23 protein-coding genes are annotated in these 25,328 nt (G+C 40.0%); all 23 read right to left on the bottom strand.

All coding sequences use genetic code 11. From position 1 onward, the window contains the following. Positions 1 to 34: 34 nt before the first annotated feature. The 23 genes from BUE08_RS00500 to BUE08_RS00390 all read right to left on the bottom strand — a co-directional run bounded on the left by BUE08_RS00500 (position 35) and on the right by BUE08_RS00390 (position 25,034). Positions 35 to 1,279: a glutamate-5-semialdehyde dehydrogenase gene (locus tag BUE08_RS00500; protein WP_213950605.1), complete on the bottom strand. Its 1,245-nt coding sequence runs from the start codon at positions 1,277 to 1,279 to the stop codon at positions 35 to 37. A gap of 18 nt (positions 1,280 to 1,297) precedes the next feature. Continuing rightward, positions 1,298 to 2,104 (bottom strand): glutamate 5-kinase, encoded by an 807-nt coding sequence (gene proB, locus BUE08_RS00495; RefSeq protein ID WP_213997548.1) that lies wholly within the window; start codon positions 2,102 to 2,104, stop codon positions 1,298 to 1,300. Between the two features lie 88 nt (positions 2,105 to 2,192). Further along, a complete protein-coding gene (gene amrA / locus BUE08_RS00490) occupies positions 2,193 to 3,563 on the bottom strand; it encodes an AmmeMemoRadiSam system protein A (protein ID WP_213950603.1) in 1,371 nt (456 codons plus the stop codon). A gap of 35 nt (positions 3,564 to 3,598) precedes the next feature. Continuing rightward, complete coding sequence (locus tag BUE08_RS00485) at positions 3,599 to 4,750, bottom strand: MFS transporter (RefSeq protein WP_286680101.1); 1,152 nt, start codon at positions 4,748 to 4,750, stop codon at positions 3,599 to 3,601. Between the two features lie 127 nt (positions 4,751 to 4,877). Continuing rightward, positions 4,878 to 5,960 carry a saccharopine dehydrogenase NADP-binding domain-containing protein gene (locus tag BUE08_RS00480; RefSeq protein ID WP_059031050.1) on the bottom strand — a complete coding sequence of 361 codons (1,083 nt, stop codon included), beginning with the start codon at positions 5,958 to 5,960 and terminating at the stop codon, positions 4,878 to 4,880. 23 nt (positions 5,961 to 5,983) lie between these two features. Beyond that, positions 5,984 to 6,892 (bottom strand): DUF8754 domain-containing protein, encoded by a 909-nt coding sequence (locus BUE08_RS00475; protein ID WP_286680100.1) that lies wholly within the window; start codon positions 6,890 to 6,892, stop codon positions 5,984 to 5,986. 1 nt (position 6,893) lies between these two features. After that, positions 6,894 to 7,424, bottom strand: coding sequence for a transcriptional regulator (locus tag BUE08_RS00470; RefSeq protein WP_213950600.1), 531 nt, complete (start codon positions 7,422 to 7,424; stop codon positions 6,894 to 6,896). Positions 7,425 to 7,534: 110 nt separating this feature from the next. After that, a complete protein-coding gene (dusB, locus tag BUE08_RS00465) occupies positions 7,535 to 8,509 on the bottom strand; it encodes a tRNA dihydrouridine synthase DusB (protein WP_286680099.1) in 975 nt (324 codons plus the stop codon). A 131-nt stretch (positions 8,510 to 8,640) separates the two neighbouring features. Beyond that, positions 8,641 to 9,417: a type III pantothenate kinase gene (locus tag BUE08_RS00460; RefSeq protein WP_286680098.1), complete on the bottom strand. Its 777-nt coding sequence runs from the start codon at positions 9,415 to 9,417 to the stop codon at positions 8,641 to 8,643. Positions 9,418 to 9,421: 4 nt separating this feature from the next. After that, complete coding sequence (locus BUE08_RS00455) at positions 9,422 to 9,940, bottom strand: ECF transporter S component (protein WP_059031040.1); 519 nt, start codon at positions 9,938 to 9,940, stop codon at positions 9,422 to 9,424. A gap of 99 nt (positions 9,941 to 10,039) precedes the next feature. Continuing rightward, complete coding sequence (locus tag BUE08_RS00450) at positions 10,040 to 10,942, bottom strand: ABC transporter permease (RefSeq protein ID WP_286680097.1); 903 nt, start codon at positions 10,940 to 10,942, stop codon at positions 10,040 to 10,042. Between the two features lies 1 nt (position 10,943). Further along, a complete protein-coding gene (locus tag BUE08_RS00445) occupies positions 10,944 to 12,044 on the bottom strand; it encodes an ABC transporter permease (RefSeq protein ID WP_286680096.1) in 1,101 nt (366 codons plus the stop codon). Then, on the bottom strand, positions 12,037 to 13,545 hold the full coding sequence (locus BUE08_RS00440) for an ABC transporter ATP-binding protein (RefSeq protein WP_059031034.1): 1,509 nt from the start codon (positions 13,543 to 13,545) through the stop codon (positions 12,037 to 12,039). Before BUE08_RS00440 ends, BUE08_RS00445 begins: the two co-directional genes overlap by 8 nt. A gap of 135 nt (positions 13,546 to 13,680) precedes the next feature. Further along, on the bottom strand, positions 13,681 to 14,736 hold the full coding sequence (locus tag BUE08_RS00435; protein ID WP_059031031.1) for a BMP family protein: 1,056 nt from the start codon (positions 14,734 to 14,736) through the stop codon (positions 13,681 to 13,683). A gap of 327 nt (positions 14,737 to 15,063) precedes the next feature. Further along, on the bottom strand, positions 15,064 to 15,972 hold the full coding sequence (locus tag BUE08_RS00430; protein ID WP_286680095.1) for an isocitrate lyase/PEP mutase family protein: 909 nt from the start codon (positions 15,970 to 15,972) through the stop codon (positions 15,064 to 15,066). A gap of 42 nt (positions 15,973 to 16,014) precedes the next feature. Continuing rightward, positions 16,015 to 17,925: a methylaspartate mutase subunit E gene (locus tag BUE08_RS00425; RefSeq protein ID WP_286680094.1), complete on the bottom strand. Its 1,911-nt coding sequence runs from the start codon at positions 17,923 to 17,925 to the stop codon at positions 16,015 to 16,017. A 223-nt stretch (positions 17,926 to 18,148) separates the two neighbouring features. Beyond that, a complete protein-coding gene (locus tag BUE08_RS00420) occupies positions 18,149 to 19,177 on the bottom strand; it encodes a tripartite tricarboxylate transporter substrate binding protein (RefSeq protein WP_273039860.1) in 1,029 nt (342 codons plus the stop codon). A gap of 41 nt (positions 19,178 to 19,218) precedes the next feature. Then, the gene (locus BUE08_RS00415) at positions 19,219 to 20,196 is read right to left on the bottom strand and encodes a 2-hydroxyacid dehydrogenase (RefSeq protein ID WP_273039861.1); all 978 of its coding nucleotides are present in this window, start codon (positions 20,194 to 20,196) and stop codon (positions 19,219 to 19,221) included. A gap of 71 nt (positions 20,197 to 20,267) precedes the next feature. After that, complete coding sequence (locus tag BUE08_RS00410; RefSeq protein ID WP_273039862.1) at positions 20,268 to 21,155, bottom strand: NAD(P)-dependent oxidoreductase; 888 nt, start codon at positions 21,153 to 21,155, stop codon at positions 20,268 to 20,270. Between the two features lie 56 nt (positions 21,156 to 21,211). Further along, positions 21,212 to 22,723, bottom strand: coding sequence for a tripartite tricarboxylate transporter permease (locus tag BUE08_RS00405; protein ID WP_273039863.1), 1,512 nt, complete (start codon positions 22,721 to 22,723; stop codon positions 21,212 to 21,214). A gap of 17 nt (positions 22,724 to 22,740) precedes the next feature. Next, positions 22,741 to 23,205, bottom strand: coding sequence for a tripartite tricarboxylate transporter TctB family protein (locus BUE08_RS00400; RefSeq protein ID WP_273039864.1), 465 nt, complete (start codon positions 23,203 to 23,205; stop codon positions 22,741 to 22,743). A gap of 28 nt (positions 23,206 to 23,233) precedes the next feature. Beyond that, on the bottom strand, positions 23,234 to 24,274 hold the full coding sequence (locus BUE08_RS00395) for an Ldh family oxidoreductase (protein ID WP_273039865.1): 1,041 nt from the start codon (positions 24,272 to 24,274) through the stop codon (positions 23,234 to 23,236). Positions 24,275 to 24,332: 58 nt separating this feature from the next. Continuing rightward, positions 24,333 to 25,034 (bottom strand): RraA family protein, encoded by a 702-nt coding sequence (locus BUE08_RS00390; RefSeq protein ID WP_286680093.1) that lies wholly within the window; start codon positions 25,032 to 25,034, stop codon positions 24,333 to 24,335. Positions 25,035 to 25,328: the final 294 nt, after the last annotated feature.

Raw genomic sequence — 25,328 nt, 5'->3', positions numbered from 1 at the left:
TTATTGGTTATTATATTTAGGTTGGTTAAATTATTTACTCTCTAATCTGACCATTACCTAATATGAGATATTTTGTTGTCGTCAGCTCTTCAAGTCCCATAGGACCTCTTGCATGAAGCTTCTGAGTGCTTATTCCTATTTCTGCCCCCATTCCAAACTCTCCGCCATCAGTAAATCGGGTAGAGGCATTGACATAGACGCACGCTGCATCCACACCTGCAAGAAATTTATTCGCTCTTTCATAATCTTTGGTAACAATGGCTTCGGAATGCCGTGTTCCAAAACGGTTAATATGCTCAATGGCTTCATCTATGCTGTCTACAACTTTTACACCTATTATAAAGTCAAGATACTCCATAGGCCAGTCTTCATCTTTAATCGGGATAGCATTAGGATAAATCTTCCTAGTCCTTTCACAGCCGCGAATTTCAACTCCTAGTTTTTGTAATTTCAAAAGGGCATCAGGCAAAAAATCTTTAGCAATTTTTTCATGGACAAGCAATTTTTCCGCAGCATTGCATACTGAAGGTCTGCTGGTTTTAGCGTTTATCAATATCTTTTCTGCCATCGGCAAATCGGCAAATTCATCCACATAAATATGGCAATTGCCTTCTCCGGTTTCTATAACCGGTATCTTAGAATTTTCTACAACATTTTTAATAAGAGCTCCGCCTCCCCGGGGAATTATGACATCCACATAATCTCTCATCTTAAAAAGTTCTTGAATCCTTTCCCGATCGGTATCTTCTATCAATTGTATACAGCTTTCTGGAAGACCAGATCTTTTGAGTCCGCTGCAAAGTGCCTTTACGATAACTTTGTTTGAATTTATTGCTTCAGATCCGCCGCGAAGAATAACGGCATTTCCGGATTTTATACATAGCCCAGCCGCATCTGAGGTAACGTTTGGCCTTGATTCATATATTATGCCGATTACACCTAATGGCACCTTTTCTTTTAGCAGAGTAAGACCGTTAGGCCTTTTAATTATCGTGCCACCACCTACAGGATCAGGCAAATCCAGTAGAGTCAAAAGGCCTTCTATCATTCCGGAAATTCGCTGTTCGGTCAATGTAAGCCTTTCGATAAGGGATTCCTTAAGTCCGTTTTTGCGCGCATTTGATACATCTTCTTGATTCGCCGAAATTATATCATCTTTCATATCTTCAAGTGCTTGTGCCATATAAGTTAACGCATCGTTTTTAACCGTGGTAGAACTTAATGCAATTTTATATGATGCTTCCTTTGCCTTTTTTGCAATATCCAAAACGCTGTCCAATAAAATCACCCCATCAAATTATGCTTCTTTAGCGCATTCCCCGGCTTTTTTGGGTTCAAAGAAAGTGCCGCAGGCAGTACTGCCATCTAAGATGTTGTAAATATCCGTAGGACTTTCGCCGCTGATAATTGCCATTGCTATTCCCGCTTCCGTAGCTATTTTTGCAGCCTTAATTTTGCTCTGCATACCACCGGTTCCAAGATTTGAATAGGACCCTTCTGCCAGAGCCTCGATTTCCGGCGTTATTTCCTTTACATAAGGAATCTTTTCAGCTCCCGGCTCATGGGGAGGCATAGTATAAAGACCGTCCACGTCTGAAAGAATAACAAGCAAATCTGCCCCAATTAGTTTTGCCACAACTGCCGCCAAAGTATCATTATCTCCATAGACAATTTCTTCTACTGCCACTGTGTCGTTTTCATTTACTATAGGAACGACTTCAAATTCAAAAAGTGTAGTCAATGTATTTAAGGCATTTTGCCTTCTTATATCAGTCTCCAAATCTTCTCTTGTGAGCAATACTTGTGCCACATTCACGCCATATTCCAAAAAAAGTTTCTCATAAAATTGCATTAAAACGCCCTGCCCCACAGCTGCTAAAGCCTGCTTAATTCTAATATCGCCTTTGCCTTTTATGCCAAGCCTGCCAGCTCCCGCCCCTACCGCTCCCGATGTAACGAGAACAACATTTTTACCGCTGTTTTTTATAGCAGAGATTACCCTGACCAGCTTTTCAATTCCTACGATATTTAGTTTACCATTTTCATTTACCAGTGTTGTAGTTCCGACTTTAACCACTATTGTCTTATATAAATCCTCTTTCAAAACTTTCACCTCAGGCTTATTAAGTATCTTATAATTATGCATTATATTGTATAATTATAACAAGTATATTTCAAAAATCAACCCTAAATTATTTTTCTTCATGCCTTTCCACTTCAAATTTATATATCTGATAGTCCTCATCAAGTCTTATCCCGGCTTTCGCAAGGGCTATTCTAAGCTGCTGCTCTACTGTATCCACACCTTCTAAATCAGGCAACAGCAGACCGGATTTATAGCCTTTTCTTACTAAAATACCGTACTTCTTAGGATCAAGTTCGTCAATACTGTACACCGGCACAGGCTCTGTAAGAACATCCACGGAATATTCAAGTTCAGGAAGTTCATCTTTTTCTACCGGGTAAAATCGTGGATCCTCGCACCCTGCACTTATAGCATTTCTTTGAATCTCTTCTGCGATGTTCTTGCGGGTGGGTAAAAATGTTCCTATACATCCTCTAAGTTGTCCGCCCTTCTTTATCGACACAAACACCCCGGCCCTTTGTTTGAGCATCTCTTCGGGTAAATCTTCGGGTAGCGGCGGTATAACGCCTTCTTTCACATAGGTTTCAAGGGTGTAGCGAGCAAGTTTTACATAAGGATCTTCTGTTTCTTTTTCAGGCGTGCTTGAATCTTCTTTTTGTTCGGCAACCTTAAATCTTGCTATACAGTAACCTACGCCAAAAGGCCCTTCATGTGAAAGCACTTCAGGCTCCACTTTGCAGCCGTCAAGAGTGCCTGCCATAATCCAAATTGATCTTAAGCCGCATTCTCCGGCTCTTTCGATAACCACCGGGTCAATAGATCGAAGAGCTTTTAAATCAAATTTTCTCAATGCATCTACCAATTGGTCTTCAAACACTTTTCCGTATGGGTCATAACCTGCAGGTGCATCTTTTGTAAGCCTGTGAGAAAGATCTCCGCTTGCTATTACTACTATTTTTTTATTTAGCGCTTTTGCAGATTCTTGTATTAGTTTTCCAAATTCGTAAAGGTCCTCATATGGAAGCATACCGAAAGATAAAGGCATTAATTTAAAATTCGAAGAATATTTGGCAATAAAATACATAGGTACAATTACACCATGATCCAGCTCCTCTTTGAAGCCGTATTTCCAAACCCCAACTTCACTGGTTGTAACAGTTGAAATGCCATGCCTGTTCGCCCTTTCGCGCACTTCATCTGCAAGCTCTGCGTCGCGTTCAAAACTCATCTTTACCTCAGGAGCGCCAAAGGATGCAAGACTGCCTTTTAAATTAAAATCATAGATACATAAGGCATCTGCGAAAATAGGACCATGAGGGGATATTATAACTATAGTATCAGGAGAGAGTTTTGCTATTTCCCTACCTACTGTATTGGCAGCGTTTATAGAAGAAATTACTTTTTGGGCCTCTTTTCCACCGACTTCCTCTACCATAATCGGGGGATGCGGCATTAAATAGCCTGACAAAACGCTCATTTCAAGACCCTCCTTTAAATTTTAAATAAGTATCATTATTCCAACTGCCTTATATAAGGTCTGTAAATATATTGATAAATCAGATAGCCTATAAATGGTATCGCCGCAAGAAAGAGATACAATCTTTCAAATGCCATATATTCACTAAAGCCGCCTAATGTAACACCTGCGGCCACCCCTAAATCAAAAGCCGCTGTAAATGCGCCTAATGCCGTGCTTCTTGATATACCGCGAATTGTAAGAACTAAAAGCGATGTCATAAAAGGGAAAAGCAGTGCAAAACCTAATCCGTATATTATAGCAACAACGATTAATCCTTGAAAACTATTTACAAAACTCATCAAAATAAGTGATACCGTAAGGTCGAGCAGAGCAAAGGCTATAATCTGTTCAAGATACTTATTGCTCCACCTTCCTACCAGCAGCCTTGTCGTAACTACTACTGCAGTATTTATTACGAAAAAGTATTCCGTTCCCGTAATATTTTTTGCAGCAGCAAAGAGAGGAAGCATTGCTGAAATTGCGCCAAATGTGGTCATACCGCAAAAGAGCACTATAGTCGGCAGATAAACGCTTTTGTTAAGCAGCACCCTTATGAAGTTAGAATCTTCTTCTTTTTTTGTATCTACTTTTATATCCGAAACGAAGGTCAATAAAATCAGGGCAAATACCGCAGCAGCAACTGTCGAGTAAACTGCAACATTAAAATTATAGTTATTAATAAGTTTTACTCCGGCGGCAGGAGCCAAGCCCTTTGCAATCATTACGGCTACTGAATTAAAACCCATAAATCTTACGAGATTTTCAGAGGATGATATATCAGCCGTAAAATTTGCTGATGCCACAGAAAATGCGCCTACTGTAAATCCGTAAATTAAAAGCGTCAATGAAAGACCTGCTAAAGCAGGAAATGTTTTTAAAAGCAGTGGTGTAAGAAAAAATAAAGCTATAGAAATTAGCATAACTTTTTTGCTTGTGTATGTATTTATCCAAATGCCGCCAATGGGTCTTGCAAGCATGGAACTTATAGAAAAAAGACCCATCGTGGTGCCTATCGTCAAGTTGTCAAAGCCAAGTTCTAGCATATATACGGGGATAGCGGGCATCATTATGTAATATGTGGAAACAAAGGCAACTGTCGCCAGTAAAACCATGATAAAATCTTTGCTCTTATTATTTTCTGCCATTCATTATCCCCCTAAAATTTATTCTCTTGTATTGTTATTTTAACATAGTACAGAGCAAAAATAAATTAAGTTCCGATATATACTAAAATTATAACCTCACCCGGTTACTTCAGGTGAGGTTATGGTTTCAGCTTGCCTGCTCTTGTTTTTTCTTCGCGTTCCTTTTAATGTTTTCAATCTGCTCCTGCGTTACTTCCCGTTCGAAACTCCTAAAGCCGGCTAATTTAAATCCATGCTTGTTGGCTATCCTTGTTATCTCTTCTACCTGTTCTACCGTCAGATCTCTACCCAAGGAAAAGCTCTCATAGCGGCCCTCTAACGCCAGCATCATAGTTTCAGCCATACAGGCATAAGAAGTTTTCGGCGGAAAACCAAAATTAAAATTGAAATTTACGTCGCCGGGAACTTCTACCACGCCACCCTCTATTATAAGGACATCATCGCGTTTTTCGGCAACTTCCTTTGAAACATCCCTTGGCCGGGATACATCGCATACTACCGCACCGGGCTTTAAATCCTCTGCTTCAATTATCGTATCAAGACTGCTGGTAACCGTCACAATAACATCTGCATTTCTTACGGCGCTTCTTGTATCTGATGTTATTTTCACAGAATTCCCTGTATCTTTTAGTATTTTATCAGCTACATCCTGAAGTTTTTCTGTATGCCTTCCAACAAGCGTCAGATGTTTGCAGTCTCTTGCAAGAATTTGAGCACATACCTTTCCGATAGACCCGGCAGCTCCAATAACCAACACCTGAGCTTCTTTTATGTCTTTACCCATAATTTCAGCAGCTTTTTTTGTGCCTTCTATGGCAGTAGCAACGGTATAGCTATTGCCCGTGGTAACAGGTATGTTTAAGTTTTTGGCAATAGTAATTCCGGCATCTCCCACTACTGATGTAAAGGCGCCAAGGCCGACTATTTTAGCTCCTAGTTTCTCCGCCAGTTTCCCTGCCTTTATAATTTTTTTAATTACAAAGTCTTCCGGAAGCTCAATCATTTGTCGTGTTGTCAGGGGGCATGTAACAAACCAGCCCTCGGCTTCATTGTATGGGCTTTTTACTCCCGTGATGTGAGAAATTGTAAAAGGCGGCACGTATTTCATTATAGCCTCCACCATGTTTGGCGGCAGCTTTTCCATGAACTTCAACTTTCTAAATACGTCAGATACTTCGATAGGATGTATTATAAAGGCAAATTTTTCCATGATCGCACCTCTTTAATTATTTTCTAGTTTAAAACCTCTACTCTTGGGGTAAGCCCGATTTTGTCTAAAAGTTCTTCATAGTCTGCTGGAGTTAAGGATTTATAAGGTTTGTCAGAAAGAGACACAAGAACAGCTTCCATGACATTTGTCCCAAAAGATCTGCCATTTAGTTCAGGTGTTGTTGTAATCAGCATTTTTACACCGCTTTGAGTCAGCATCTTTACATCGTCCGATGTTACGGTATTTGTTAATATAATCTTGCCATCAAGCCTATCAGGCATATAGCGCTTTATAAAATGAAAGTCACCGGCAATAATATCTGCCTCATTATAAAAACGCTCATATTTTGAGGAACCGGCTTTTTTCTCTTGTTTTTCTCCTGTAGGATACAGCATGTTAAATGGAAGCTTGCATATAATAGGGGCTAAGATGCTCGCTAAAATATTCAAGCTTTTAAGGGATCTTATTGGAATTGGCACTCCTACTGTAAAAATAAGGTCCCCAAATGTCAACTTACACCCGGTTTTATCTAAAGCCTCTGCCATGCCAAACCTATCTAGGCCGCAGACTAAGAGCACTTTCTTACCTTCAAAATCCACGATTTTGTTTTCGGCAAGGTAGTTCACTACTCGGCGCTCAAGAGTATTTTTTAAACCCGAGCCGTCCACGATAGGAGATATTTTAGCCGCTTGGGCAATCGGCACTGCGTCTCTTATTGTAAATCGCTTATTGCCGATGCAAACATAAAGGTCTATCCCCCCCATGCCGAAAGCACTTACTTTGCCATCGTTTTCTTTTATGATTTCAATGGCTTTTTCTATGTTTCCGTCAGTTCCCACACGCTCTATTATGAATTTTTCTCCTAAAATTTCTGTCTCCACTTTATGATCTCTTTTGGAAGAACCTATGCTCACGCTCATAACATGCTTCATTTTAATCTTCCTTCTTTATGGTTTTTATAATTTCTTTTAGGTTTTCAGGATCTACATAAACATCTTCTGTTATAGGTGATTTACCGATATTTACAGGTATGACTTCTTTGTCTAAAAGTGCTTTAAAAAGTCGAAGTCTTTGATCTGAGCCGAATAAAACAACTACATCATATTGTCTTACCTGGTAGATGATTCCCATAACTTCATTTAGCAGCTCTATTCCGCTTTTTTCATACACAAAATCCCAGCGTTCTTTATCATTCATAATCAATGTAAAGTCTACGCCTTCCTGAGCTGCCATTTGTTTAAGTTCTTCTGTGTTTTTTATTGGAAATCCAACTATTGCTATGGTTTTCCCCTTTCTTATTTCTCCTAAGCTCTCCAAGCGAGATAAGAAGGTCCTGTCAGTGTTAAACTTTTTAGCTACATCCGCTTGAGAAACTCCTTGCTGTCGCAAAATCAGCATTTCTTGAATGGTATTTTCTATTCGGGATATGCTAATAAGCTTACCGCCAATCCTTATAAAATCCACAGCGGCACCTCCTTGTGCACACTTTTGTGCTCACATCATTTTATATCAACTCACAAAAAAAATCAAGAGAAAATAATTTTGGCTTTCTCTTGATTTACCAGCAAATACCTTTATTGATAGCCTTGTTGAGCTAATTTTGCAAAATAGTCATTTAGTATTTCTTTAATAGATGTAACATCTTTGCATTTTTGTAGAGTATTTTTAACGGGAGCGGAATGAGGCAAACCCTTTATATACCAAGCCAGATGTTTGCGCATTTCAAGTATGCCAAGTCTCAAGCCATGATATGATATGGCTTTGTCTAAATGCAGCATCATTATCTGAAGCCTTTCGTCTAAGGTGGGAGGGGAAAGTTTTTCTCCTGTTGCAAGAAAGTGCTTGATGTCTCTAAAAATCCATGGATTCCCTAAAGCGCCGCGCCCTACCATTATTCCGTCACAACCGGTTTTAGAGAGCATGGAAAGTGCATCTTCAGGAGTAAATATATCTCCGTTTCCTATGACAGGTATACTCACTTTGTCCTTTACTTTTTTTATTATATCCCAATCTGCCTTACCTGAGTAAAACATTTCCCTTGTTCTGCCATGAACTATAATCATCGATGCACCACTTTCTTGCGCCATTTGTGAAAACTCAACTGCATTTACGCTCTCCTCGTCCCATCCTTTTCTAATCTTAACGGATACAGGTTTTGTGGAGGCTTCGGCAGTTGATTTTATTATACTTGACGCAAGTTTCATATCTCTCATCAGGGCACATCCATCGCCGTTTTTAACTATTTTTGGAGTCGGACACCCCATATTTATATTTATAAAGTCAAAAGACATATGATCAATTTTTTTAACTGCTATTTTAAAATCTTCCGGATTGTTTCCAAAAAGCTGAACCCCTATTGGCTTTTCTTCTTCGTCTATTATAAATAGTTTTTTTGTTTTTAAATCATTATAAACAATCCCCCGAGTGCTAATCATCTCGGTTATCAGAACATCCGCACCTAATTTTTTGCATATAAGTCTAAAGGGCAAATCGGTAACGCCTGCCATAGGCGCTAAATAAAGCGGTACATCAGAATAACCTGTCTGCAATATCTTAAACCTCCAAATCTAACCTTGCCTTTAATCATAAACACCCGTTATACGGATGGCTTATTGTTTTGCTTGCTTGATGTGCTAAAGCCTATAATTACAAAAAGTTAAGGGAAAACCCAGGTTTTCCCTTAACTTTTAACAGTATTTTTTTCATAAAGTAAGTTTAATCCATCAAGGGTAAGCATCATGTCAACTCTGTCAATATTTCTTGCATTGCTGCATATCAAGGGGGCTAGGCCGCCTGTGGCAATAGTGCATATCGAACCACCGCCCATTTCTTCTTTCATCTTGTCTACAATATTTTCAACTAGGCCCACATATCCGTTGTATATTCCTGATTGTATGCTGGATGCCGTGTTTTTTCCGATTACTCTTTCGGGTTTTGCTATTTCTACCCTATACAATTTCGCAGCGCTTTTAAAAAGCGCCTCAGAAGATATACCTATTCCGGGTGCTATAGCACCCCCAAGATAATCCCCTTCCGCTGTCAAGGCATCAAAAGTAGTTGCAGTGCCAAAATCTATAATTATAGCCGGTCCGCCATATTTATAAAGAGCGGCTACTGCATTGACAATGCGGTCGGCTCCTACTTCTTTCGGGTTTTCATATTTTATATTTATACCGCTTCTAATTCCCGGGCCAACTATTATGGGTGTAAATTCAAAATACTTTTTGCACATTTTTTCCAAGACAACAGTCAGTGACGGAACAACAGATGAAATGATTCCTCCCTCAATGCTGTTGCGATCCAAATCTTTTAAATGCAGCAGTGAAGTAAAAACAAGACTGTATTCATCTTCTGTATAATCATGATGTGTTGCTATCCTATATGATGCTGCGAGACTGTCATTGTGATAAATTCCAAAAACCAGGTTTGTATTTCCTACGTCAATTGCAAGGATCATAAGTTCACCTTCTGCTTTTTCGCATAGCTTTACAAATTATTACAGTAATAACTACGGCAACGATCATCTCAGGTATACCATGAGTCAGCACCACTATCCATGCTGCCGGTGCCGGCACATAGCCTCTTAGCACAGCTAAGCCCATAACGCCTAAGGTGTTGGTCATGCTCCCGAAGGCTGCAGCCAATCCATCGCTATGGGTAAGGCGATATACCTGGTATGTTACTACGCCGATTAGGATTCTAGGCACTAAGGCTATCAAAGGGTCTGCAAAAAGCGGACTGCTTGCCCTTAAAAGACTGTAAAGGCCAAAAATTAAGCCTGTTAAGGCTCCCGTTGTTGGTCCCTCCAAAACAGCGCCTAAAATTGCCGGTACATGCATTATCGTGGCATGGCCTGCCGCTGTAGGAACCGGTATAAAGCCTAAGGGCGTCAAACCCAACACTACCGATAAAGCTCCAAGCAAGCCTGATACCGTCAATGTTCGCGTGTATCGGCGATTAACTGTAAAATCAGTTTTCATGTTTTCACCTCCGTTCCAGCTCCTTTTTAGGATGCCGGACGTTTTTGAGTTGACTTAATGCACCCTAATTTTATCAATCCTATAGGCAAAAAGCAACATTTATTTCATGGATTTTTGCTTTCTTGTCCTGTAGCCAAAAACAGAAAGGGCTATTATCGTAATAATATAGGGAATTGTCATTGTCAGCTGGCTGGGAATTATATTTTGCAGGGAAACACTCAAGGTTTGAGCAGCGCCAAACAATAGGCTTGAGCCTATCACATACAAAGGATGGTTTTGCCCCATTCCGGCAGCAGCCATTGCTATAAAGCCCCGGCCGGCTGTCATGTTTTCTGTAAAGAGAGTTACTTGCCCCATGCTAAGCACACTGCCCCCAAGCCCTGATAATGCTCCGGAAAATGCAACTGCTGTCATCCTGATTTTAAGTGTATTTACTCCAAGGCTCTCTGCCGCTTCTTTATTGATTCCAATAGAATGAACCCTAAAACCGGCAACTGTTTTGAAAAGAAAAATATACATCAATATCGCTATTACATAAGAAATATAATCAACAACAGTCAAATCTGCCAAAACTCTGCCGATAAAAGGCAATGCTCTTATAAAAGATATATTTATCTTGCCTAGAGGTATCAAATCCGGACTACTGAAGCTTCCTCTTACTCCTAAAATCACAAAAAGCAATATACTTGTAAGGCCTGCGACTAAAAGATTAAGCGAGTTACCCACTACCATATCGGCAGCTTGGTATTTAACTTGAACAACAGCTACGATAGCACCGATAATTGTACCAGATATTATCCCTGCAATAATCGCAAGCAAGACACTACCGGTTAAATAATTTACAACTATTGAAGTAAATGAAGCTATAAGCATCTGGCCTTCAAGAGCAATATTAAATACACCTACCTGGCTACATATTGCAGATCCCAGCGCTACAAGTAAAACAGGCGTAGTAGATCTGAGCGTAGAATTTATAAGGCTTGCTATGTAATTAGAGTCCACCCTAATCTGCCTCCTTGTCGGCGCCTGTTTTGGCGTGCCTTTTCCATTTTATAAAATCAAAGGTAAGCTTAACTGACACAAAAAGTGTTATGCATGATTGGATAACCGTAGCCATTTGATAAGGAATATTAGAGGTGCGCTGAATGGATTGACCACCCACTTGTAATCCTGCAAGAAATGTAGAAGCAAAAAACATGCCTACAGGATCAAGATTTGCTATCAGCGCGGCCATAAGACCTGTCCATGCATAACCTCCGCTTACAAACATAGAATCAATGTAGCGATACTTTACTCCAAAAATCTCGCATATACCCGCCACTGCCGCAATAGCACCGCTTAACGCCATTGTCTTGAGCGTGACTTGTCTCTGGTTTACGCCTCCGTAGTGAGCAAAAACAGGGTTTAATCCTGTCATTTTCGATTCATAACCGAATACAGTCCTTTGGGAAATAAAAATAAATAAGAGCGTTATTCCGACAGCAATAAGAAATCCTATATTAAGAGTGCTCCTGCTGGAAAGCTTAAGAAAATGAAGGCTTTTATCTATGACCGCCGTCTGAGCCGCAATAGGATCTCCATGGGGATCTTTTAGGGGAAAATTTACAAAATAACTGGCAATATAATTTGCGATATAATTCATCATAAGAGTGCATATAACAATCGATGTGCCAAATCTTAAATTCAGGGCGGCTGCAATTGTGGAATAAAGCGCCCCTGCCATCATTCCCAATAATATTGAAACTGTCAACACAAATATAGGAGGGCCTGATAAATAAAGCGCGCATGCGGTGGCTGTAAAAGAACCTATGATCATCTGTCCTTCTACCCCTATGTTAATATTTCCCGCTCTCCATGCCGCTGCTGTGGCTATAGCGCAAATTATTACAGGTGTTGCTCGTGTCAAGGTTTGCATTAAATAATAGGGCTCAAGAAATGATTTTCTAAACATTTGATTATATATATTAATGGGGTTTTCACCTGTTGTCAAAATTAATACTGCTCCGATTAGTAGCCCAAAAACCGTTGCTATTATAGGCTGTTTTAAGGCATTCCATGCTTTTAGGCAAATTTTTATAAAGCTCTTTTGAGTATCGTTATTCATTTAATTTGCCTCCCATCATTAACAGCCCCAGTTTTTCAGAAGTTGCTTCTTCTCTAGTAAATTCGCCGTTTGTATTGCCGCCGTACATAACATATATTCTGTCGGAAAGTGATAAAATCTCTGTAAGCTCTGAAGAAATAAGCAGCACCGCGCCGCCTTTTGATCTTACTTCCAGTATTTTGTCATGTATAAACTCCATAGCACCTATATCCACACCGCGAGTAGGTTCTGCCGCAACCAAAAATTTATTCCCATGCTCTATTTCTCTTGCAACTATAAGCTTTTGAATATTCCCGCCTGATAATTCTTTTGCCTTTTGGGTTAAGCTGCTGTGCCTTACATCATATTTTGTAAGCAGATTCCGTGTAAATTTTCTAATCTCTGTAGTTTTCAAAATTCCTTTTTGTGAGTATGCAGGCTTGATATGATGGCCCATTATAGCAACTTCTACTAAATTGGCATCTTTAGCGCATCCCATGTAATACCTGTCTTCAGGTATATGCGATAGCCCCGAATACCTTACTTCCCAGACAGGCCTGCCTGTAATATCTTTGCCATCGAGCAAAATTTTACCGCCGGTAGGAGCGATCATACCTGTTATACACTGAATTAACTCTGATTGCCCGTTGCCGGATACTCCGGCTATTCCCACTATTTCGCCTTCGTCTACATGAATATTAACCCCTTTTAAAACATTTTTCTTCTCAGGAGTTACATATGTAAGATTTTCTATTTTTAAAACATTTTTACCCGATTTTTGTTTTTCAACTTTTCTCGCAGCAAGTCTTCTTCCCACCATCAGATACGAAAGTTCTTCAATACTCGTTTCTGTCTTTTTAACCTCAGCGATGCGCTTGCCCTCTCTCATGACCATAATTCTATCTGCAACGTCCATAACCTCTTGAAGTTTATGTGTTATTAGTATTATGCTCTTGCCCAATGCTGCAAGTCCTTTTATAGTCTTTAAAAGTTCGTCTACTTCTTGCGGGGTTAATACCGCTGAAGGCTCATCGAGAATAATGATTTCAGCATCTTTGTATAAAACCTTTAAAATCTCCACTCTTTGTTGAAGACCTACGGGGCAATCCTCCACCTTAAGTTCAGGGTCTATTTCAAGGCCGTACTTTCTGCACAATTCCCTTACAATTTCAGCCGCTTTTCTCCTATCAAAAAAAATTCTGTGGCTTCGCGGCTCTTTACCGTACACGATGTTTTCAGCCACAGTAAAAGGATTAAAAAGCATAAAATTTTGCTGCACCATCCCTATTCCTTGTCGTATAGCATCCATCGGGCTTTTGAAATCGCAAAGCTTATCATTTATGTATATTTCTCCACTGGTTGGCATTTCAAGTCCATAAAGAATCTTCATTAATGTAGATTTACCTGCTCCATTTTCGCCAACAATTGCGAGAATTTCACCTTTATCTAACGTTAAGCTCACATTATCATTTGCTAAAAGAGAGCCATATAACTTAGTGATATTTTCCATTCTTAGAAGCAACTCAATGCACCCCTATAATCTATAAAACTTCCAAGGAGGTCTTTGAAAACAATCCTAGGTTTATTTCAAAAACGGCCCAAAGTTCTTAATAGAGGCGGCAAGCCGCCCCTATTAATTAATACTATAAAACCATATCTACTTATAATCCTCTTCAGCAGGCATATTTGCCAAATCCAGCTTGCCTGTTTTTATATCCTCAGCAGCCTGTTTTACTTTGTTAAGCTCTTCAGCTGTTAAGCTTTCAGGTATAGGACCCTTACCTTCGTGAGTTACATGGACAGCTCCAATTGTGCCTTCTTTTACACCCCAGGTTTCATTGTCTGTTGTCCACTCTTCTGTCATATATTTTTGCACAAGATATTTTACGGTAGCATATGTGTCTTTTATCTGAGATGTTACGATATAGGGATTGTCAGGGGTTGTTAAATCAACATCTTGACCCGAGGTATAAAATCCCTTTTCTTTTGCCGCTTCAAAAATCCCCTTGTCTCCGCCTGCCGAGGCTCCGTTGATAAACTTACAGCCTTGTTCATACTGCTGAATAGCAAATTCCTTTGCTTTTGCCGGATCGTTAAAGTTTCCCGTGTAATTAAAGATAAATTTTGCATCGGGCTTAATGGCCTTTACGCCTTCCATATAACCATAGCGCCACTTCCATGAACCTGCTCCCTGGTTAACATGTATCGAGCCGAACAATTTGTCATTCTCATCTGTAACATAAGCTGCAATCATGCCTACAAGATATGCGCCTTCTTGCTCTCTATAAGAGATGCATTTGACGTTCTCTGCTTCTACTTCAGCATCTATTAATGCATAGTCTGCAGCATCCGGAAATTCCGTAGCCACCTTATTGATAGCATCCCCGGCCTGCCAGCCGCCGCCGATAATTAGATCCACGCCTTCTTCAATTAAGGCGCGTGCATTGTCTTCAAATGCCGCAGCATCGGCGCATTCGGTAACAATAGGCTCAAATCCGTATTCTTGAGCACTATCCTTTAATCCATTTATCATGCTTAAAACAAAAACCTGAGTACCTGCCACATCACATAAAAGAGCTATCTTTTTCTTTGGAGCCTGTTCGTCCTCCGCAGGTGTTTTGCTTTCAGATGTGCCGCCGCCTCCACCGCCGCATCCGGTCAGCAAACCAACCATCATAACAATCGTTAACAACAAAGCAAGAATTTTTTTCATAATGACCCTCCTTTTTTACTTTCATTCACTTCATAACTATAACTTTATCTGATTAGTTCTTCTTGTCAACTGCTACAATTCCTTAGTTTTTGCATTTAATGTAGAAATTGACTTTAGGCAGCATAATTTTACTTGGCACCGTAATAAATTGTGACTCAACAAAATGTATCCTGCACTTGAATAATTCAACCTCAAAACGAAAAATCCTTCTTGCTAAAAAAATAAAACCAACTCCCTTAAAATGATATTATAGGGAGTTGGTTGTTATTTCGTATTTATTAGCTTTCTGAGTAAGTATTTAATGTAAACAAATCTCAAAATACTGTTTTACGGCTTGTAACGTTCTTCTAATGCTTCATCAGACATATAACGGCGTTCTAGTTGATGCACATCAGGTAGTCCTATAAAATCAGTATATTGCTTAAAATCCCAATACAAATCACGGTCTTCATCTGCAAAGCTTTTTTCTTCAAACAAGTGGGTAAGCGCAACTTCCATGCCATGTGCTGCAGCGGCAATCGGCGCTACCGGAAAACTCAAACGTGCAAGCCCAAGATCGCAATACTGCTCATATGTTAAAATAGGCGCTTTTCCACCAAGTACTATTCCAAGACTGCACTTTCCCCCAATTTCTTTTACCGCCCGCTTAATATCTTCCGGTTTTGAGATCTTAGGCGCTTCAATAAATATCATATCGGCACCTGCTTTAAGATATGCTTGACCGCGTCTGATGGCTTCATCTATGCCATAAAGCGTACCAGCGTCAGTTCGGGCATTAATAATAAAATCCGGATCGCGGCGCGCATCAGCTGCAGCTCTGATTTTCCCTATCATTTCCTCTGTTTCAATTACCATCTTTCCGTCCATATGTCCACAGCGTTTAGGAAAAACCTGATCTTCAAGATTGATTCCTGCTGCGCCGGCATCTTCGAACATCTGAACTGTATAATAGACGTTTACAGCATTTCCAAAGCCGGTATCGCCGTCAGCCATTACGGGAATATTCACAGCATGACAGATATTACGGGTAACATCAAGCATTTGAGTTAGTGAAAGAACGGCGATATCTGGTAATCCAAGTATCGAACCTGCAACACCAAATCCGGATACTTGTAGTGCTTGAAAACCTATTTTCTCAATTATTTTTGCACTTAATACATCATAAGCGCCAGGACATATAAGCGGCTTACCGGGAATTAGTAAATTTTTTAAACGCGTAGTTTTTTTATTCTCCATTTGGCGGGCCTCCTATCTTAAAATAGTATCGTTTAAATTCTGTCAATGAAATTTGGCAAGATCTTCATTTAACCATTTTATTGTAACAATTGGACGGGTATTTGGTTTGGCAATACGGTTAAAACCAAGATCCTTAAACTGTTTCTCGATGATTTCCCAGTCTGTCTTTCCAACTGCTAGGTTTCCTCCGATATAAAGCAAGACATGTCCGAGCCCTGCTTCTATTAATTTTTGTTTGAATCCTTCGCAGTCGACAGCAGCATGGCCTCCAAGCGATGAAACCAATATAACCTTCGCATCGGTTTCAAGCGCTGCATTAATGAAGTCTTCCTGGCTAACAAAAGAACCTAAATTTGTTATGTGAAACCCAGCAGAGGTTAAAGCATATTCCAAGATACGATTTCCAATCGCATGTGAATCCGAACCTATAACACCCATCACAATATTATCATCGTAAAGCGCCTTAATGTCATTTTCGTCTTCTTCTTGACAACTATTTATATGAATAGATACAGAATATTCATTCTGAGCTCTATCCATTATCATACAAAACACATCATCAAGCACCATTTCGTACGGCTGTCGTCTTCCACGTTCTAAGGCTACTCTTTCATCAATTTTCTTCTTGTTATAATCCTTGACCCACTGGGGAAATGGCAGATTACCGCATTCAAGAAACCTATACGCTCCATTAGCGTCACAAACCGGAATTGCTTTGCCATAGTTATAAATACTAGGTGTAAATGGAACCTCAACTATGCCGGCTTCAATTCCTTTAATTGTGCCAAGCGCCGGATCGCCATTGCCAATGTCAAGAACCGCTTCAATAATTGCACGGGATTCTGCTTCAACTATTGCCATTTCTTCCTCCAGGGCTGAATTGTCAGGCATACGTTGATTTCCAAGAATGTGTATAATTTCCCGTGTAGCTCTAACACCAGCTGCATTAGACTCCATAGTTGGTATACCGACTCCTTCTTGAGTAGATTTGATAACTGAAATATCAGCTCCGCCAAGTACGGCAGTGGCAGCTCCAAGACAAATAACGCCCATTGCCTCATCAGGATTTTCAGGAAAGGCCCCTTGCCATTGATGTAAGATAGTATAAATATCTACATCAGAATATCCCAACTTAGACATATATTCATCGCTAAGTTTGCGAAGCACACGCATTGAGGCAATATCTTGAACGAGATTTCGCCCTTGTCCATATGCTGTCTGAAGGCAGCGCGCACCTTGTCCTGCTGAGATTAATGCCCCTAAAATAGTATTAGAAATTGAAATGCAAGGAACACGAAAGCAACCAGGTCCTTGCCCACCTCCTTGTTCATTGGCAAGGATAATACCATTTTCAGCATAGTAGCCCATTAATCTGGCAATATATTGTTGCACTTTCAAAACTTTGAGAATAGAAACACTCTTATTATAAGTAAGCCCCCAGCTGTAAACATTGCCGTTTATATCTGAAAAGCCTCCGCCAAAGCCTATTTCTGCCGCAAGTCTTGCATCAACCGAACCATGTTTGATAGTAACAGGACGACTAACTGCTTGCATAATCCGCTTTACACCTTGCACGCCATGATTAACTATGGGATAACCGTTTATTCTCTTTCCCGTTTTCAGTGCTTCCTCATTTTCATCAAAGTGCAGGTTTCTGGTGTTGCTATCTAAAGTTACGGGCAATAAATCTGCCCCGGCTTCTTGAATATAAATTAAGTCTTTTATTTGTTCTTCGACCGTTGGTTTGCCACAGCGCAATGATATCAAAGTGCGTTTTTCACTTCTACCCTTTTTAAGGACAGCAGCAACATTTTTATTTTCGCCAAGTCTTCTATGAAGCGCAAAGGATTGCTCTAAATCTTCTACTTCAATGCCGGTTTTCCACATTTTTAGCACATCTTTTCGCTGAGCAAGAAACTCGTCCAGCGGCATTTTATTGTTAGAAACTTCCATTGGTTTTCACCATCCTTTCCTAGAGTGTAAATTTCTTATCTATCTAATAGTTATTAAATAGAGCTTTGCTTTCCCATCCTACTTAAAATTTTGCGTTTATAAGTACAGCTTATTAAGATTAAACTATAAATGTCTCCATGCTCTGATAAGGCGTGGAGACATTTATGCATTTTAATATTAAATCAGAATATATTCGGTAGATTTTGTAGTTGTCGCAGCTGCACTACTTATTGATTTTCCAACCAAAATACTTAGGTCCAAGCTCAGCCATCATTTCTTCGACTTCCTGCATGTATTTTTCATAATCCTCCCCTTGAAGGATTTCAACTTCGATCCCTTGAGCAGCTAATTGCTCTTTGAGGCTTGGAGTTTGAAGTGCTTCTATAATAGCGTCAGTTAAAATTTTCAAAGCATCCTCAGGAACACCTGCCTTGGTAATGATACCTCTTGAGCTATCAGCAATAATTGAAACTCCTGTTTCTTCTAAAATCGTCGGCACTTCAGGAAGTTGCTTTACACGCTCCGGAGCGGCTGCTGCAACGACTTTTATCTGCCCGGCCTTAATCGGATTGCCTACCTCGCTGACATTCATAACACAGATATCCGCATGCTTACCAAGTAAATTAGTAAGCGACTCAGAAGACCCGGTGGTTGCAAGTTGGACAAATTTAGCACCTTCTAGTAGATTAAACTGTGCAATGGCTATTCCGTCATCACCTGCACCCGAAGTACCTGCCACAGTGAGCTCATGTGTTTTACTGTACTCATAAATTTCCTTAAATGTGCTGAACCGATCTTCATCGGGGCGTATGCACACAACAATGTAATCGCGGGCAAAATTCACAAGCGGTGCAAAATCTTTATAGGTATTTTTGCGATTAGCATCCGGATTAAGATAGTTTGCAATCATTCCCGGCAGCGAAACGCTGCAAATGGTATATCCGTCTGCATCAGACGAGAGAAGCATGTCGTAGCCAATCCAGCCTCCTGCTCCTTCAGTATTTGTAATTTTGACCGGGACGCCAAGTATTTTCTCTAGTTCAGGAGCTATAAGACGCGCACAGATATCATTTGCTCCTCCAGGTTTCCATGGCACAATCCAAGTTATTGGACGAGATGGAAAATCACTAGATTTTTCGGAAGGTTCTGTAGAATTTGAAGCAGGTTCACTTGAAGTATTAGTATTTGAACATCCGACCATCGAAATTGCCATTAGCAATACAAGAATAAGACATATTAGACTTCTTTTCATATTCGTCCTCCTCAATATTTTTAATATTTTTACATTTTATCTTAATTATTCTTTAAAAATTGACCATTTACTAAATCCCCGGGTGGTAATAGCTCATTTCTCTCGATGCGGAAAATATTGTCGGCAACGTGTTTAATCATTTCATCTCTTGTGTCGGCTGTATTGCCGCCTATATGTGGTGTAGTCACAACATTGTCTAACTGAAGAAGGGGATTATCCGGTGATGTGGGTTCTTGCGCAAAAGTATCAAGCCCGGCGCCAAATATCTGGCGTTGTCTCAAAGCATTATATAAGTCAGGTTCATTTACAATGCTGCCGCGAGCTGTGTTGATAAGAACGGCAGAATGTTTCATTTTCGCTATAAAAGACTCGTTTACAAGTCCTTGGGTCTCGGGAATTGCCGGCATATGCAAGCTAACAATATCAGACTGTGACAGCAGTTCATCAACCTCCAAATATCGAAGTGCAAGCTCATGTTCTCTTTCAAGTGGCAATCGGCAAGGATCATAATAAACCACATGAGCATCAAAAGCTTGAACTTTTCGGGCTACAAGACGGCCTATATTGCCGCAGCCTAGAAGCCCAACTGTTTTACCCTTAATTTCAAATGTTTCATCGAAATAATCCTTCTGATTCCAAGTCCCAGATACTAGAGCATTATGTAGAGGAATAAGATGGCGGTAGAGAGCAATTATTAACCCAATCACTAATTCCGAAACTGCATTGGCATTGACGCCGCTGGTAATTGCAACAGCAATTCCCAGTTTACCGGCATGTTCTATATCTACACCGTCATATCCAACGCCCCATCGTTGAATCAGTTTCAGCTTTTCTCCAAAAGCATCAAGAGTATCGGCGTCTATCTTGAATCCTCGTAAAATCATGTAATCGGCTTCTTTTAATTTGTAAAAATCTTCTCTTTTAGAAATCCAAATACAATTGAAGTTTGAAGATAACCTACGTTCTAATTTGTCTAAAATGATTGGGCTGTAATCGCCTACAATCGCAACTGTTTTCAATGATGTCACCTTTCCTTATGCTTTGTTCGGATACAGATGTTAACTAAAAAGGTTAGGCTTAAAAGTTTCAATCAGTTTTTGTCGTAATTTTTGATAATAGAAAAAATCTCTTTCCAGTCTGAAGGCTGCCTGTCAATAAACAATTTATCAAATTCATATCGTTCAAGCATCATGTGACGCTTTCGGGCAGCAGCAGTCATAACGCTGCAGAGATTAGCCTCTTCAAGCATTTTAATAGCGCCTTCAAGCTCTGCAGCACGACGATGAGCATGAATTGCTGTGCTGCTGACCAGACGGTTAAGATGATCTTTGAAAGGTATCCCATCAAGCGATGTGCCAATTGAATTTATAACATATTCTGAAACATTATGTGCCTCAGCTCCATCAAGCATCTCAAACATCAGTGCTGCTAAGCCCTTCATAAATATGCTACGCACAAGCTTAATCGCTGAAGCCACGCCGGGTGTTTCGCTAACCACTTCAATTTTCATACCATAAGGCGTAAGCGCGTCATGAAAAGCTTGAGCCCCATTGCCGCTTGCTATAATAGGAACCTTATGACGGCTTAGCGGAAGCGATCCCAACATTGCACTGTCGGAAAATAGAACCCCTTTGTCTTTAATCAGTTCCCATTCTTGTTTTTTTATTTCAGGTGTTGATGCACTTACGTCTACATAAATTTGTCCTCTAGATAGTGAATTAACAATTGAGCGGCAAGCATCAATGGTGTAACTCGATGGAACTGAGATAATTACAACGTCAGCATATCTGGCCACATCCTCAGGACTTGGCAGTAATTTTACTTGCGCCTCAACGGCACGGCGTTCAATCAGTTCACGCATCGGCTTTTGGTCTGCCATTGTGTCATAGGCCACAATTCCTGAAACGCCTTCATCGCGAAGACCGATGCTTATATTAAATGCTGCTTCTCCAAAACCTATAAATCCTATTTTAACCATATATTATGCCACCTTTATATAACCATATAAAATGCATGATGCAAGATTATGTGGTACTAAATTTCAGATTCTTTGTCACCTAGTTTTTCTTTAATTTTGGCTTTTCCTATTATACCAATAAACAATGCCCCAACAATTATAGTAATAAGGACCACGCAAATAGGACGATGAAAAATTTGCGTCATATCTCCGCGAAACATAGTCATTGACTGGTCAAGCGCGAGCTCAAGATTGTCGCCTAGTATAAAAGTCAATATCAGCGGAACCATAGGAAAATCAGCCATTTTCATAAAATAAGCAATTAAACCGGCAATTACCATAACCCACACATCAAATAAATTATAATTGATACTATAAACGCCAAGGATGCTTACAATAATAATCGATGGAAATAAATATTTATTAGGAACTTTTGTAATCTGCGCCCAAACATTTGCAAGAGGCAAGTTCATAACAACAAGCAATAGATTGCCGATAAACATACTGGCAATTACTGGCCATACAACTTCCGGATGTTCAGAGAAAAGTGTCGGACCCGGAGCTACGCCATGCATAATAAAAGCCCCCATCAGCATTGCCATTGCTGGAGATGTAGGTATTCCCAAAGTAAACATCGGGATAAGTGCGCCACCACAAAAAGCATTATTTGCTGTTTCAGGGGCGGCAACTCCTTCTATTACTCCGGTACCAAATTTTTCCGGATGTTTCGATAGTTTTTTTTCAACGGAATAGCTAATTACAGTAGGAATCGATGAACCGCATCCGGGGATAAGACCCATAAAAAACCCGATAAAGCTACCGCGAAAGATTGATTTTAAAACGATTGGCCATTCATCTTTATAGGGAAACATGCTTTGTATTTTAGGAATTTCTTTTTTGACAGTTAGATCCTCAGCAAGATTTGCAAAGATTTCTGTTAATGCAAAGATGCCCATCGATACTGCAATAAAGTTAATACCGCTGATAAGATTTGGCTGCCCAAAGGCAAACCGTATAGTGCCATTAAAAGGATCGACTCCTACTAGCGACAACATCAGACCGAGAAGAGCAGCTATTAATCCTTTTACTACCGATTTGCCCAGTAAGCTTATTACTAATGAAAGTCCCATCAGAATTAAGCAAAAGAACTCAGGAGGACCAAATTTCAAAGCTTGATTAGCAAGTACCGGACCAACTAATAAAAGACCTAACAATGCAATCATTCCGCCAATAAAAGAACCAATCGCCGCAACACCTAATGCAGCACCAGCTCGGCCTTGTCTTGCTAATGGATATCCATCGAGGCAAGTGATAACTGACGCAGTTTCTCCCGGAGTATTAATCAGAACCGACGTAATAGTGCCGCCATACATGGCGCCATAGTATATACCTGCAAGCATTATAATTGATTCGGCCGGGGTCATTCCAAACGTCATAGGAAGCAAGATTGCTGTACCTGCCGTAGGGCCAAGTCCGGGAAGTACACCTACTAGCATACCGAATATAACGCCAATCGCACAATACAGTAAATTCATGCCACTTAGCACAGTGGCAAAACCACTTATTAAATAGCTAAATGTTCCGCTCAACTCCATTCCCCCCTCTCTTACCATCCAAAAACGTTGGTTGGAACTTGTACTTGTAAAAGAGATTTAAAGATAAAAAAGAAACACAGAGTAACAGCAGTACCAATAATCGCAGCTTTATACCATCTAACTCCTCTGCTAAATAAAGCTGTTAGTAAAAGACTGCCGGCAATAACAAAACCCAACTTTTCAACAAAAAGTAAAAAGAATATTAGTCCAAGCCAGCAAACATAAAGGTTTATACGGCGTTTTCGATCTGATGGTAGAGCTTCAGAGAGTGTCACACCATCTTCTCGCAGGGATTGAATAAAAGCTATAATGGAAAGCACCAACATTGCGCCGCCTGCCCAACGCGGGATAAATCCCGGACCTGGAGCATACTTACTGCTCCAGTATTCAAGTTTCGATGCTTCATATAAGAAAAAGGCCGAAAAAGCAATAAAACCACCGCATACAACAGTACTGACTTTAATTTTTTTTATCACGGCATATCCTCCCTCAAAAAAGTTCAAGTTAACTATGATAACAATCAAACGGCACATTATATTGTTTAGCAAGCGCTTCTAGTTCCTTAATTATTTCATCAGATAATTGAATACCTTTACGCTGGGCAATTTCATAGTTGTTATACTCAATTTCTCCTGGAATCATGATTTCAGAAACTTCCGGTGCTCGCCGAGCAGATTTTATACTATCAATCAACGCGTCGACTTCCTTTTTGAAATCATCAAGCGGCATAATGCTTTCCACGTTTAATGCTCCAACAAAAAAGCCTGATTGCTGTATAGTATTATAATCATAGAAACTCCCCATTTTTTGACCGTTCAAAGCTCCGCTAAGACAGCTGCAGAATATTTCTACCATAAGCGAGAGGCCATATCCCTTTGGACCGCCAACCGGCAGCACTGCATTAACTTTAGCCGGATCTGTAGTGGGAACGCCCCTATCATCAACTGCCCAATCGGCGGGAATTTGTCGACCTTCTTTTTTTGCTAACGTAATTTTTCCTCTGGCAACAATACTTGTTGCCATATCAAGCGTCGGAGGGTGATAGCGCATAGCGGGAATCGAGATAGCTATTGGATTTGTTCCCAATATCGGATCAACGCCTCCTGTAGGCGGCATGGCAGCGGGGCTATTGGCTAATGTGATGCCAATCATTCCTTTTGAGGCTGCATATTCAGTAAAAAATGCGGCATATCCAAAATGATTCCCGCCTCTAACAGCAGCAAAACAGCTTCCCTTTTCTTTGGCACGATTTATACAAATATCCATTGCATAATACGCCGTTACTACTCCCATACCATTTTTTGCATCAATTAATAACAGCGAACCCCCATCTTGAAGAATTTGCGGTCTTACGTTTGCAGCAACTAGTCCATCATGCAGTCTGCGTGAATAAGCAGTAAGACGAGTTAAACCATGAGAACTGATACCGCGCATATCTGCATTAACCAGACTTTCCGCAAATAATACACTGTCTTCTTTATTAAGTCCAGACTTCTGCATAATCTTAGCAGTAAAATCTTTTAATTTATCGGCATCATAAAGCAATTTTCTTTCCTCCAATATGTAATTGCGTTTAAAGGTCTATTTTATTCCTTCTATATTATTATCCTCTATAAAAATCATCAATTATTTCAAATCCCTTTTCTGTAATTGATTTTTCTACCCATCCTCGATCAGTAGTGCCATTACTAGCTCCTTCTAATTTAGCTTGGTCGGCAATTTGAAACTTTTGTGCCTCCTTCAGAATAATCAGGGCGTCATTTTTTGGAATAACAATAACGCCATCCGGATCTGCCAGAATAATATCGCCGGGGGCCACACTAATTTCACCACATGAAATTGGAACATTAACTTCGCCTGGGCCTTCCTTATAAGGCCCGCCCGGTGTAGTTCCGGTTGCATAAACCGGAAAGTCCCAATCTGCAATGTCCGCAATATCTCGGATCGGACCGTCTAGGACAATTCCGGCGGCTTTCTTGTAACGATAAAGATATGTCATCATTATCTCTCCAATTAAGGACCTGGTATTTTCTCCCTCGTTTGACACTACAATAAAATCATTACTTTGGGCTATATTAAGAGCCATATGCAGTGCAAGATTATCGCCGGAACGTGCCTTTACAGTAAGAGCAACGCCGGAAGCTATTGGAGTTTTTGGTTTGCTCATAAGCCTTATGCGCGGATTCATCGCACATGAACGTCCCATGACATCTGCAACATTTGATGCGGGAATATGTTTAAATTGTTCAATTAAATCAGGATCAGGCATATTACGTTTAAGATATATACGTTTTCCAACAGGCACATTTATTACTCCTTTCATACATCTAATAAGTGTTTTGCAAACATTGCTTAAAACTGCAATTTTATAATAATATCTTGCAAGTTCTGTGCCGAAGATATTAAATCGTCTGTCTCAATTGATATTTGAGAATATGCCGCATAGACTCGCAGTTTATAAAGAAAGTATCATTTGATATTTAAGAGATTTTGTAACATTTACTAGATTTCTTTACAATTATATGTTAAAATCATTTCATAATCGAGAAGTATTTTTCGATATTGAAATTCAATTTAGAATAAACTTCCTGTAATTGAT

It is taken from the genome of Tepidanaerobacter sp. EBM-49 (assembly GCF_001896645.1).
GTDB classification, from domain to species: domain Bacteria; phylum Bacillota; class Thermosediminibacteria; order Thermosediminibacterales; family Tepidanaerobacteraceae; genus Tepidanaerobacter; species Tepidanaerobacter syntrophicus.
The sequence above is the reverse complement of the archived record's forward strand: the minus strand, read 5'-3'. Positions and strand labels throughout refer to the sequence as shown.